Source organism: Marinobacter zhanjiangensis (assembly GCF_014651935.1).
Classification (GTDB): domain Bacteria; phylum Pseudomonadota; class Gammaproteobacteria; order Pseudomonadales; family Oleiphilaceae; genus Marinobacter; species Marinobacter zhanjiangensis.
In genome coordinates, this window is record NZ_BMXV01000003.1 from 476,529 (window position 1) to 489,093 (window position 12,565).

Consider the following 12,565-nt stretch of genomic DNA (forward strand, 5'->3'; position numbering starts at 1 on the left):
CCAAGGAGGTACCATGAACAAGACCGCTCTCGTTCCCGTCGCCGATGGCAGTGAAGACATCGAATCCATTGCCATAATCGATGTACTGCGTCGAGCCAACGTGGAAGTCACCGTCGCCAGCGTGCATGAACACCAGACCGTAACCCTGTCCCGGCGGACCCGCATTACTGCCGATGCCCTGCTGCAGGACTGCGTGGATCACGACTATGACCTGATCGCCCTGCCGGGTGGTATGCCCGGTGCCCAAAAACTGTCGGAGTGCGCTCTGCTGATAGACCGCTTGCGCAAGCAGCGGGAGGCAGGTTTCTGGTATGCCGCCATCTGTGCCTCACCAGCGGTGGCGCTGGCCCCGCACGGGTTGCTGGACGGCCTGGCGGCCACCGGTCATCAGGGTTTTCGTGAAGATCTGCCGGACCAGTCACGGGTAACCGAGCGGGTGGTGGTGGATCAGAACTGCATCACCAGCCAGGGGCCGGGGTCGGCCATCGAATTTGCGCTGGAGCTGGTCGCGAGGGTTTGCGGCGAGGATGTGCGCGACCAGGTGGCCGCACCGATGATGCTGCCCTGATAGCCGGTTAACCGGGTATTATCGGAGCAAATCCAGAATAACAACTGTCCGGAGAATACAATGCGATTCCTGTATGGCGTTATAACAACGCTGATTGTTCTTGGCCTTGGCGGCGCGCTGTTTGTCTATAGCGGGGTCTATAACGTTGCGGCCACCGAGGAGCATACCGATATTGGCAACTGGGCGTTGCATACGGCCATGCACCGATCCGTCAAGGGGCGGGCCGGAGATATCGAGGTGCCTGAGAACCTGGTCAGCGAGGAGCGTGTGCGCCAGGGCGCCAGGGCCTATGATCAGCTCTGTGCTGCCTGCCATCTGAAGCCGGGGCAGTCTGATTCGCTTATCCGGCAGGGTCTGAACCCGACACCTCCGGCCCTCGACAGAGAAGGGCATTGGACCGCCGGGGAGCAGTTCTGGATCATTAAGCACGGCATAAGGATGACCGGCATGCCCGCCTGGGGTGATACTCACGAGGATGAAGACCTCTGGGAGCTGACGGCTTTCCTGCAGCGTTATCCCTCGCTGTCTGAAGAGCAGTATGTCGCTCTTGTTCAGCCGGATTCCTCTGGCGCTGGCCAGGCCGATGATGGTCACGATCATGAGCATACAGATATGAGCGCAATGACGGGCACCGGGTCCGACCACCATGACGAGGCTGCAGATCACCCTTCAGAAGACGACGGTCACCACGACCAGGGTGACGGCCAGGCCAGCATGGACCACGATCAGGGTCAGACCGTAGAGCAAGAGACCACCACTGGCGCTGATGCCCGGCAGGAAGAGGACGATCACTACTCTGACGGGCACACCCATTGATGGATATCTTCAGCCAGTCCCACGATGCCCTGGAATGAAGCAAGGTCAGCCCCTGGCTTTGTGATCAGCGTTGTGCAGGATTCCACCGAAACGGTGCTGAATTCATCTACCGATGTACTGCTCACCGCCGCAGCCTGTCGCGCGGCCAAGCGTAAAGAGGGGTAGCAGGGCGATGGCACGGAACCTGGTTTTTATCGGCATGCCGGGCAGTGGCAAGAGTACCGTGGGAGTGCTGATTGCCAAGCGACTGGGCCTTGGCTTCGTGGATACCGACCTGCTCATCCAGCAGGAAGAAGGGCGCACGCTGCAGGAAATCGTGGATCAGGACGGCTACCAGGCCCTGCGCAGGATTGAGGAGCGAGTGTTGCTGAATCTGAACGTCGAGAACCACGTAATCAGCACGGGCGGTAGTGCCGTTTACAGCGATGCCGCCATGGCCCACCTCAAGACCGGCGGCACGGTGGTTTTTCTGGATATCCCGCTGGATGTGGTCGTGGAACGTATCGGAGACCACAGCCTGCGGGGGATTTCACGCCGGCCGGACCAGTCCCTTTCCGAGCTGTTCGAAGAACGCTTTGCGCTTTATACCCGCTACGCAGATGTCACGGTGACGGGGGCGGGGCTCACTCACGACGAGGAGTGTGAGGCAGTGCTGGCTGCACTGGAGTCAGACTAGCCGAATCTCCCCTTCGGTGGTGTGAAGGACAGTGGCTATGGCCGTGAACACGGCGGCTTCGGCATGCGGGAATTCGTCAACATCAAGTCCGTGATGGTCAACCAGTCCTGAAGCGACTGCGCATGCCCCTCAAAGGTGTATCCGGGTGGCCGGCTACTCCTTTGCAGGGGCGGGTCTGAGTCGACGCCTCTCAGTCCTCGCGGCTGGGCGGTGCCATGAATTCCGGTCCGACCGGGTCCTTGACGTGTTCGGCCAGGATGTCGTTGATGGCCTTCATGTCATCTGCTGACAAGGACCAGCCCTCGATCTCGGAGACGGGGTCCAGCTGGTCCGGTCGACGGGCGCCCCAAAGGGCCGTGGTCACGTCTTCCTGATCGATCAGCCAGCGCAGCGCCAGGGCGAGTACGCTTTTGCCGAACTTGTCTTTGGCATATTGGTCGAGCGCATCCACCGCGTTGAGATACTGATCGAAGCGCTCCCCCTGGAACTTGGGGTCATTGTTGCGCAGGTCGTCCCCTTCAAACTGTCTGTCCCGGCTCATCTTGCCGGACAGCAGGCCCCGGCACAGACCGCCGTACGTGATGGTGGCCAGCCCCTTGTCCCGGCAGTAAGGCAGGATCCTGTCCTCAATGTCGCGTTCGAACAGGTTGTAAGGTGGTTGCAGGCTGTGAAGCGGCGCGAATTTGCGGAATTCGTCCATCTGTTCCGGTGAGAAGTTGCTGACACCGATTGCGCGGATCTTGCCGTCCCTGAACAGCTTTTCCATGGCTTTGGCGGTTTCTTCCATGGGCGCTGCGGGGTCAGGCCAGTGGACCTGATAGATATCGATGGTGTCTGTCTGAAGGCGCCGCAGTGAGTCTTCAACCTCCTTCTGGATACGGCTGGCTCGTGCATCCCGCTGAACGTTTTCATTCTCGTCCCAGTTAAGAGCAACCTTGGTGGCGAGCGCTACCTTGTCACGACGTCCACCGGCCAGGGCCTTGCCGACAATCTCCTCGGACCGTCCAAAGCCGTAGACCGGAGCGGTGTCCACGAGTCCGATGCCCTTGTCGATAGCGGCGTGGATCGTATCGATGGACTGGGCTTCGTCGGTACCGCCCCACATCCATCCACCAATGGCCCAGGTACCAAGGCCGACCGGGGTTACTTCAATATCGGTATTGCCAAAGGTGCGGGTTTTCATGGTGCCTCCATTGTCCGGGAAAGTTCAGAAAGCTGTGTTTGTTAACTCTGTTCTTATTAAATGTGGACTTACCGGAGCGACAATTCAACTGCGGATCGCGACGGTGAAGTGATATGCCGTTTTAGCGCAACGCCCTGCCTGGCACCTGAGAAACGTCTGACGACACGGGAGCTTCCGTCTGCCTAGCGTGCCGTGCGGTTAATTCGCTGAACTACTGCGTGACGCTGGGGCTTCTGGCCAAGGCGCCAGTCCGCGGGTGTGGTGGTTCCACATCAAGGGCTGGCAACACCGGCCAGAAGCCCCAGCGTCGCGCCCTTCGGGAGCCCTGAGGGCCTTGATAGCCGCGTTGCGCTGCCTCGATTTGGAGCCACCAAACCTTCGCCACCGCGCCTTGCTCTCAAGGCCCTCAGGGGCTCAGTAGATCAGCGAATTAACCGCACGGCACGCTAGATGCCGACCCACTGACTGATGGATCCCTGATCCAGATCATTTAAAAGTTGACGCATATCTATAAAGTTATGCGCCAGACAGTCGTCATTTATTGCAGTCGCTCCCTGACCACCGAGATGCCATGAAAAAACACTATTCAATCCGTTTCCTGCTGCTTGCGGCCCTGGCTGCGGCCTTCTCCCTTATCCTGGTGTTCACTATCGCCTACAGCGCGTATTCCCAGCGCACCCATCTTGAGGAATACAGCCACAAGTACGTGGATGGCCTGGCGAAATCCTATTTTGACGGACTGAACACCATGATGGTGACCGGCACCATCGGCAATCGGGAGGTGCTGCGTGACAAGGTTACCGCGCCTGAAGAGGTGCTGGATGTCCGCGTCATCCGTAGTGATCAGCTCAACGCCATGTACGGTGCCGGCAACAAGGATGAGCAACAGCGGCAACCGGAGGACCTGAGAGCTCTCGATGGGGAGCAGGTGGAGTTGTACTCCGAGAATGAGCAGGGCCGTGTGTACACCATGATTGAACCCGTTGTCGCCAGCGCCAATTACCAGGGGGTGAACTGCCTGGGGTGCCATCAGGCTGAAGAAGGGGATGTGCTCGGGGCGATCCGGGTGGATTATTCCCTGGCGAAAAGCGACGCTCAGCTGCAACAGCAACTGGTGGTGAACGGTGGAATCCAGATTCTGATCTTTGTGGTCATTTTCATTCTGACTACGGTATTTCTCGGACGGTTGGTGTTTTCCCGTCTGCGGGGCCTGCACGATCGCATGGACGAGATTTCCCGCAATTCCGACCTGTCCCTCGAGCTGGAAGTGACCCGCAACGATGAGATCGGCTCCGTATCCAAGGCCTTTAACCGGATGGTCAGCAAGATCCGCGAGAGCATGCATACGGTAATGGACAACGCCGCACAGGTTGAGGCGGCCGCCAGGGCCATTGCCGGCAAGGCGGAAACCACAGAGCGGGAGGTGCTGGCCCAGAAGGACAACACCGACCAGGTGGCCAGTGCCACCACGGAAATGGCCGCCTCGGCGGTACAGGTGCGGGAAAATGCCGTCACCACGGCCCGCAAATCCGCTGACACCGCCCGGTCGGCAGACAGCGGAGAGCGCCTGGCCCGGGCCGCTGTTGACGGGATCGAGTCCCTGAATACCGAGGTTCAGGAGGGGGCACAACGCATCGAGCAGCTGGATCAGCGAACCACGGAAATGGCCGGCCGCCTGGAGCTGATTTCTGAAATCGCCGATCAGACCAATCTGCTGGCGCTCAACGCTGCCATCGAGGCGGCACGGGCTGGAGAGCAGGGCCGGGGCTTCTCGGTGGTGGCGGACGAGGTGAGGGCGCTGGCCTCACGTACCCAGGATTCTACCGTGGAAATCCGCAACACCATCGACGGCCTCAAGAAAGAGGTGGTGGACTGCGTGGGCACCATGCGCCACGCCTCTGAAATGGCCCAGCATCAGGTGGAGGCGATACTCAAGGTGGAGCAGGAACTCCAGACCATTGCCGCAGAGGTGCGAGAGATCACCGGCCTGAATGAGCAAATGGAGAATGCCGCCAACGAGCAGAGCGATGTATCCGAGTCCATCAACCACAATGTGATTGAGATTAGCCGGTCAGCGGAGCAGACCTCCAGCGATGCTCAAGAAACCGCTCGCATTGCCGGTGATCTACTGTCCATGGCGGAAAACTTGCGCAAGACCATTGAGCAGTTCCGGTTGTCGCGGAAGTAAGCTTGGCCTGACCTCAACCTTCGTGCTGATTTTAAGCCAGATGCCCGAAGTGGCCGATTCGCAACCATAGGAGTCGGGATAGTTATATTGATTCAAGGTAGCTGAATTTTTTGGCTTTCGGGTATTTTCTGTTGGCCACGCATGGACCTTTGATTCCCGTTTGCACCCTCTCAGCAAGACTGACAGCCAGCGTAATACTTCCAGCCTCGCTGCGAGGGTGAGGGTTAACGGATATTTGATTTTTGTAGACTACCGGGCAACGCGCCGACGAGCTGTGACGGCCAGGAAACCGAGTAGAAGCAGGCCAAACGTACCGGGTTCAGGTACGGGCACGGGGGTAGGATCTGGGTCTGTGATTTCTCGGAAGATCTTATCAGTAATCGTATCAGCGAAGTCCTCGAAATCATCGGCCGAGACGGCAAAGCCGGTGCTGGTAATAATCTGATTCTGGAGATACCCAAGTCCGTCACCTCCCGGGAACTCGTCAGGGGCAATCGCCAACCCGTTCACGACAATTCCGGCTTGTTCCGCAGCAGCCCTGGCTGAACTGGTCTGAGCAATGCATCCGGCATCACTGCCATCCCCGAATGCGGGGCAACCGGAGTTGAGGTTCTGCGGGCCATCAGCTGAAATATCGATAACCTTCCGTGAGCCTTCGAACCCATTGGCAAAGGAATTGATGGCAAGGTTGTAGCCGTCAGCGATATCGGTGCCACTCCGTAGTACCCCGGTTGGTGCAAGGCTGCCAATGGCGGAGGCGAACGTACTGATACTGTTGGTGTCGTACAGGTGGGTCCAGGATATTTTCTCAACCGCACTCCGGGAAAAGAAAATGACGTTAGTCGCGATGCCGCCTGGCAGACTGGTTATAGCTGACTGTACCCCCGAGTCCATAAAGGCAGATTGATAGCCCTGACGTTGGAGATTGTATTCGGAAGTGTTAATGCTGGGTGATATGTCGATAACCAGCGATAATTCAAGGTCTACGGGAATAGCCTGGGCCTGGGATGTAAAGGCGACTGCCAGGAAAGCGAATGGAATTCCGATTGCGTGCTTGAGACAGATCATTGGTTGAATCCTCTTAAGGTTGTTTCGGGACGTGTCGCAGTTTGCCAACCGTCAAATCGACCTTGCGTGGAACTACTAGCCTGGCTGAATCAGACCCGATCTGTGGCCTGGCCATCTGTACGCGCAGAATTGTGGCTTTGGCCACCAAGCATGAACCGGGCCGTTATAGCCGTGTGAGGGATATATGACTGATGTGTAGAGACCTTTTCAAAAGACCTGTTTTCCGCATCTTTCATTATTCTTGTATTTTGTAAATAAAATCGACAGGTGAATACGCCAAATACCAGCCAAGACTGTTTCCAGATGAGAAAGGACGGGCCGGTGAAATGCTTGTGCAGATTGCGCTGAGGATAGTTCATTCGTGTGAATGCGGGTATTTTGCTGCTGGAACGGATTCGCAACCCCTTGTGCCGAACCAGACAATCTGGGCAATGCAAAGGACCGGCTCCCCGCCAGCCCTTTGCAGGTTTTGTCTCTTACAGCATTTTCTTCAGCTGACCGTAGTCCCCGTCGGTACGGAGTACCAGGGTAATATCGTTATCATTCCGGTTTCTGAAGAACCAGCCATGGTTGCCGGTAAAAGCGGCTTCAAGCTCGCCTTCGTCTTCCGGCACACCCCGGCCTTTCTCGTATGAAATCGACTGTCCGCCTCCATCGCCATGAGTGTCGTAGTTGATAGGACCACCCTCAGACACCCAGGAGAACCGGGCAACAGCACCCTCATCCATTGTGAGCTTGAATTCAGTTCCCTCGCCCGGCGTAAGAACCACGCGTACTTCATCCTGCCACTGTGGCCCCGTGGTTTCCGGTTCAGGTGAAGGCTCCGGCTCAGTGGATACAGCCTCGGTTTCGGAAGTAGAAGCTGGTTCCTCAACCGATTCGGCATTAGTAGTTTCTGTGACTTCCGGTGCCGTCTGGTTGGCTGAGGATTGCACGGCAACCATCTCGGCTGCCTCGTCCGCGGCGGCTTCCTCGGCGAGCTGTTCCTTGATTTCCCCCATTTCGGTCAACCCCAGCAGTCGGCCCGCGCCAGTCGGGTCCACAGAGTATTCTGCGGGCATTACCACAGTAACCAGCAGAATCAGCGCCACAATCGCGGCAATGATGGTTGAGCGAATCAGTCTGGCGGTGCTGGGTAATTCTTCACGACTTGGTATATCCGTGTTGTACATAGCGAATCTCCGGAATCAGGCGACAAAGTAACCGGTGAGTTGGTAACCAAAGAGCAGGAAGCCTGCGCTCATCATGGCCACGTTGGCGGTGTAGGCGTGGCGGAAAAAGCCATCGGTTTTGCGCCAGAAACTTATGACGATCAGGATCATGGCCAGGGCGATAAGCTGTCCGATTTCCACGCCCACGTTGAAAGCGAGGAGGTTCGGAATCAGCCCATCTGGCGAGATGTCGTATTCAATGATCTTGCTCGACAGGCCAAAGCCATGGAAGAACCCGAAAATGAGCGTGGCGGCCCTGGTGTTGGGCTGGAAGCCAAACCAGCGCTGATAGGCACCAATATTGTCCAGTGCCTTGTACACGATGGACAGACCGATAATCGCATCAATGATGTAGCTGTTGATGCCCACGTTGAAGTACACCCCCAGCAGCATGGTGGTGGAATGTCCAAGAGCAAACAGGCTCACGTAGATCGCGATGTGCTTCATCTGGTAAAGAAAGAAGATCACACCGAGCAGGAAGAGCAGGTGATCATAGCCGGTGACCATGTGTTTGGCCCCCAGGTAGATGAACGCAATGAGATTCACACCGGTAATTTCCTGAATGTACCCCTTGTCGCCCTGAGCGACAGCATGGGCCAGCACATCGGTACTCAGGCCCATCAAGCCCAGTGTCAGAAATATCCAGAAAAGACGACTGCCTGCGCCCGTTGAGGACATGCTGCGGCATCCGCCAGGCAAGCTTGAGAACATAAAGACTCCAATCGAATGTGGTTCCGTGGGCCGTGTAAACGGTAAAAATCAAGCGGGAATGGCCGAAGTCATCAATCTTGAAGTGCCGAGTCAGTTGTTGGATTTCAACGAAGGCGGAGAATATCATCCCCCCACGGCGGGATAGGAATTAAACATGGTAAATGATCACACGCATCAATCGCACCGGAGCGGTTCAACCGTCACATGGACCAGGGACCGACAGCGGGCCTGAAGGCGCTCTTTGTAGAGTGTGGGTGACTCAGGCTGGTGTGAAACCACGGAAACAATGGCCGCATGGATGTTTGAGCCAATCGCCCACACATGCAGATCACTGACTCTGGAAAGGAATTAGCCAGACGGGACACTAGCCGGGGCTCTTTATATAGAGGACATTCTTGTCCCGAACGCTGATATCGAACAGCTCGCTGGCCCGGATAAGGTCACTGAGCTTCTTGTACCCGTAGTTCACCGGTGAGAACGAGCTGTTATTGGAAATATACTGACCCACCTGGCCGAGGTGTGCCCAGCCGTCATCATCTGCGGTCTGCTCCACCGCCGTGCGCAGGGTGCGAACCAGCACTGAATCACCACGCAGCTGTTTCCGGTCCCATTTGGATTTGGCCGGCGGCTTGGGCTCCTCCCCACTGCCGGTGCTGTCCGATTCGTCGCTCTCCTCCCGCAGGTTTTCCGTGTAGATGAACTGGGAGCAGGCATTAACAAAGGGCATCGGCGTCTTGCGCTCGCCAAAGCCAAACACAGGGAGGCCCGCCTCAAGAATCCGCATGACCAGCGGCGTAAAATCGCTGTCGCTGGTCATCAGCGCATAGGCGTTCACATTCCCGCTGTACAGCAGGTCCATGGCGTCAATGATCATGGAAGCGTCTGTGGCGTTCTTCCCACTGGTATAGGCAAACTGCTGGACCGGCCGAATGGCATTGGCGTGGAGCTTGTCGATCCAGCCGCCAAGCTGCGGGCCATTCCAGTTGCCATGGGCATGCCGAACGTTAACTGCGCCGTATTTGGCCAGTTCCTGCAGCACGCCTTCAATTGAGTGGTGGCTGACGTTGTCGCAGTCGATGAGTAGTGCGATCTTGTAGTTGGTGTTCATCGTCCCTGGGCGTTCCTGTTTATCTGATGACGTTATTCGCATTTTAGCATGCCTTGATGGCGGCAAGTTTGTCTCCATGACTATGAGGTTATGGTTAGTTCGGCACAGGCGGGCCTAGCGTAACCAGGTGACCGTTTTCGTCCGGCCCACGGCCCGTCGTGTCGGCTAGTTACCTGACACGCGCTGGTCTCTTAAATCGATGCAACCAACGGAATTTGGAATCGCTAGCCCGGATTTATCATCGGGGGGATTACCCCTTGAACACATTCTCGCTTTCTGCCCGATGAACTATCAGTTTGGGCCAGGGATATGAATGGCCACTTTTAGCCCATTCATTTGACTGATACTGAAGTTCAGTTGCCCCTCGTAGCGATGAACAATATCGAGCACGATTGCCAGGCCCAGACCATGGCCAGGTTTCTGCTCGTCCAGTCTAAACCCGCGTTTGCCCAGCTGATCACGAGCCTCATCCGCGACGCCTGATCCGTCATCGCTGACTACAATCCGAATCTGACCACTGTTGTCGTTCAGGGAGAGCTCCACGCAACGAGAAGACCACTTGCCGGCATTATCAAGAAGGTTTCCAAGTATCTCGTTCAGGTCATGCTCCTCTATTGGCCAACGGTGCTCCTGCGTCAGATCCGTAGTGAGCTCAAAGGATTTTTCCGGATAGAGACGGCCCAACATCCATAGCAGGTCGCGCGCCTGTTTGACTGGGTGAGCACTTTTGCCCACCTGCGGACCCGCGAACCAACTGCGGCGCATTTCTGCCTCGAGCTGATTGTCGATGTCACCCAGTCTTGATGCCATCTCCCGCCTTAACTTTTCATCGAGGGGGCGGCTGGTGTCCTCCAGAATTTGCCTGACCGCAGCTATTGGCGTTTTGACGCTGTGAGACAGGTTGGCGAGAGCATCCCGGGAGCGCTCCAGCCGTTGATCCAGTGAATCCAGAAGCTGATTGAGCTGTTGGACCAGGGGACGGAATTCCTCGGGTCCGTCCACATTGATCCGTGAGATTTCGCCACATTGAAGCCTTTTCAGGGCGGCCTGAAGTGTCACGACGGGGCGCAAGGAGACGGTGATCCCGACCCAAATACTTGCCACCAGTAGAATGATCAACAGGATTGAGAAAATCGCCGTCCATGCCTGTAGTTCGGCCTGGTTGTTGTGCAGTACTTCCATGTCCTCAGCGACAATTACGATGATGGGGGAGCCGTTGACCTGAAATGACCGGCGATAAGCAAGAATATCGGACGGGGCATCGGGAACATCGGGGTGTTGTACCCTCAATGTTCCCTGTCTATCGACTGCCAGCAATGGGCTGAGCAGGGGGGCCCAAGACTCGGGGGAAATGCTCTGCCGGGATGATGAGGCAATGGCAAAAGCATGGTGGAACACTTCCTGGAAATAATCGCCGGTCCGGAGCCTATCAATCCTGCCTCCAGACTGACGTAACTGGTGTTCCAGAAAGGCTGCCTCGTCCTTCAACTGGCTTGCAACGAACTCCTGGGACATTCTCTCCAGCAAGGCACCATGAATAAACCAAGCCAGCGCCATCAGACCAATGCCTGCCGGGAGCAACAGAATTAACAGCATTCGCCTGACCGAATATTGCCTAATGAACATCGGCATCAAACAGGTAACCCTGGCCACGTCGAGTCTTGATGGTGTCAGCCCCTACCAATTTCCTGAGCCGGCGAATGTAGGCTTCGATCACGTTTTCACTTGGGTTGTCGTTCAGGTTGTAAAGCTGCTCTATCAGCTGCTCCTTGGAGAAGACGTGACCGGGGCGGCTCATGAGGCATCGTAGCAACCGAAACTCGGTACCGGTCAGGCTGTATTCCTGGTCACTGTCCGCTTTCAGCATCTGACGGTTCTCATCCAGTTCGAAACGCCCTGCCTTCAACGTATTCTGAATCCGCCCTTCGCTTCGCCTCACAATGGCCTGGAGTCGGGCAATCAGTTCTTCGGTCTGGAACGGTTTGGCCAGATAATCGTCGGCCCCAGCCTTCAGGCCGTTGACTTTGTCTTGCCAGTCCCCCCTGGCGGTCAGGATCAGCACCGGAAAGCCAATGTTGTTCCCGCGCCATTGCCTCAGCACATCCAGTCCGTTGCCATCGGGTAGTCCCAGATCAAGGATGCCAACCCGGTAATCTTCATGTTCCCCAAGGAGCCTTGCTTCCCGCGCGGTGTGTGCGCTATCCACGCTGAAACCTGCTTTCTCCAGCTGGCCCCTGAGTCCTTCCGCCAGCAGGCGGTCATCTTCCACCAGAAGCACTCTCATTAGTCACGCCTCTCCGAAGTAAGAACAAAGCCTGCATAGTCTCGCTGAGAAACCTGAACTGAGCCTGAAGGAAAAATAATTCCGGGTTTTCAGGAAGGGTTCAGGTTAGTGCGCGATGGTTGCAGCCGATTCTGGACATTGCTCAATTTTTCAGGGCAAGGAAACAGGCGTGTCAGCGCAAAACACTTCACAGGAGACGATGAAATGAACACATCCAAGCTCGTAATGGCAGCAGCAGCTCTTTCCATTTCAGGAACCGTTTTGGCCGGTGGTACCCACGGCGATGGTAATAGCGCGGTAAGCGGTGAGCCGGGCAAGGCTTCAGATGCCGCCCGGACTATCACCGTTGAAATGTATGACAATTACTACGATCCCGAATCCATCGAGGTAAAACCGGGAGAAACCGTGCGATTCGTGGTCGAGAACAAAGGGAATCTCGTGCATGAATTCAACATCGGAACCCCCGCGATGCACGAAGGCCATCAGAAGGAAATGATGATGATGGTCGAGCATGGCGTTATCCAGGGCGGCAAGCTTAATCACGACATGATGGAAATGGATATGGGTGATGGCCAGTCCATGAAGCACGACGACCCCAACAGCGTTTTGCTGGAGCCCGGACAGAGTGAAGAGGTTATCTGGACGTTCACTGACAAGAGCAACATCGAGTTTGCCTGCAACGTGCCCGGGCACTATCAAGCCGGCATGTACGGCGAAGTCAACTTCAACTAAGTCCCGTTTTTAACTGATGG

12 protein-coding genes and 1 pseudogene are annotated in these 12,565 nt (G+C 56.5%); 6 read left to right on the forward strand and 7 right to left on the reverse strand.

Annotation, left to right across the window (positions count from 1 at the left end; all coding sequences use genetic code 11):
• Nucleotides 1-13: 13 nt before the first annotated feature.
• The 4 genes and pseudogenes from IE079_RS08860 to IE079_RS08875 form a co-directional block, all read left to right on the forward strand.
• Nucleotides 14-568 carry a DJ-1 family glyoxalase III gene (locus IE079_RS08860; protein ID WP_189575520.1) on the forward strand — a complete coding sequence of 185 codons (555 nt, stop codon included), beginning with the start codon at nucleotides 14-16 and terminating at the stop codon, nucleotides 566-568.
• A 60-nt stretch (nucleotides 569-628) separates the two neighbouring features.
• Nucleotides 629-1,384 (forward strand): c-type cytochrome, encoded by a 756-nt coding sequence (locus tag IE079_RS08865; RefSeq protein WP_189575521.1) that lies wholly within the window; start codon nucleotides 629-631, stop codon nucleotides 1,382-1,384.
• A gap of 172 nt (nucleotides 1,385-1,556) precedes the next feature.
• Nucleotides 1,557-2,060, forward strand: a complete 504-nt coding sequence (locus IE079_RS08870; protein ID WP_189575523.1) for a shikimate kinase — start codon at nucleotides 1,557-1,559, stop codon at nucleotides 2,058-2,060.
• Nucleotides 2,061-2,171, forward strand: a pseudogene (locus tag IE079_RS08875) (aldehyde dehydrogenase family protein); the annotation flags it as partial.
• Nucleotides 2,172-2,250: 79 nt separating this feature from the next.
• Here IE079_RS08875 and IE079_RS08880 read toward each other — a convergent pair.
• Nucleotides 2,251-3,243 carry an aldo/keto reductase gene (locus IE079_RS08880; protein ID WP_189575525.1) on the reverse strand — a complete coding sequence of 331 codons (993 nt, stop codon included), beginning with the start codon at nucleotides 3,241-3,243 and terminating at the stop codon, nucleotides 2,251-2,253.
• A gap of 571 nt (nucleotides 3,244-3,814) precedes the next feature.
• On the opposite strand from IE079_RS08880, the gene IE079_RS08885 reads away from it, so the two are divergent.
• A complete protein-coding gene (locus IE079_RS08885; RefSeq protein ID WP_189575526.1) occupies nucleotides 3,815-5,431 on the forward strand; it encodes a methyl-accepting chemotaxis protein in 1,617 nt (538 codons plus the stop codon).
• A gap of 249 nt (nucleotides 5,432-5,680) precedes the next feature.
• Here the strand turns inward: IE079_RS08885 and IE079_RS08890 are convergent, their stop codons facing one another.
• From IE079_RS08890 to IE079_RS08915, 6 genes are all read right to left on the reverse strand, one after another.
• A complete protein-coding gene (locus IE079_RS08890; protein WP_189575527.1) occupies nucleotides 5,681-6,499 on the reverse strand; it encodes a DUF1194 domain-containing protein in 819 nt (272 codons plus the stop codon).
• 476 nt (nucleotides 6,500-6,975) lie between these two features.
• On the reverse strand, nucleotides 6,976-7,671 hold the full coding sequence (locus tag IE079_RS08895; RefSeq protein WP_189575528.1) for a hypothetical protein: 696 nt from the start codon (nucleotides 7,669-7,671) through the stop codon (nucleotides 6,976-6,978).
• A 15-nt stretch (nucleotides 7,672-7,686) separates the two neighbouring features.
• Complete coding sequence (locus IE079_RS08900; RefSeq protein ID WP_189575529.1) at nucleotides 7,687-8,388, reverse strand: HupE/UreJ family protein; 702 nt, start codon at nucleotides 8,386-8,388, stop codon at nucleotides 7,687-7,689.
• Nucleotides 8,389-8,785: 397 nt separating this feature from the next.
• Complete coding sequence (locus IE079_RS08905) at nucleotides 8,786-9,529, reverse strand: NYN domain-containing protein (RefSeq protein ID WP_189575530.1); 744 nt, start codon at nucleotides 9,527-9,529, stop codon at nucleotides 8,786-8,788.
• 291 nt (nucleotides 9,530-9,820) lie between these two features.
• Complete coding sequence (locus IE079_RS08910; protein WP_189575531.1) at nucleotides 9,821-11,161, reverse strand: ATP-binding protein; 1,341 nt, start codon at nucleotides 11,159-11,161, stop codon at nucleotides 9,821-9,823.
• Nucleotides 11,145-11,813, reverse strand: coding sequence for a response regulator (locus IE079_RS08915; RefSeq protein ID WP_189575533.1), 669 nt, complete (start codon nucleotides 11,811-11,813; stop codon nucleotides 11,145-11,147). The genes IE079_RS08910 and IE079_RS08915 overlap by 17 nt, the downstream gene beginning before the upstream one ends.
• Before the next feature lie 204 nt (nucleotides 11,814-12,017).
• Here IE079_RS08915 and IE079_RS08920 point away from each other — a divergent pair, with 204 nt between their 5' ends.
• Nucleotides 12,018-12,545: a cupredoxin domain-containing protein gene (locus tag IE079_RS08920; protein ID WP_189575535.1), complete on the forward strand. Its 528-nt coding sequence runs from the start codon at nucleotides 12,018-12,020 to the stop codon at nucleotides 12,543-12,545.
• Nucleotides 12,546-12,565: the final 20 nt, after the last annotated feature.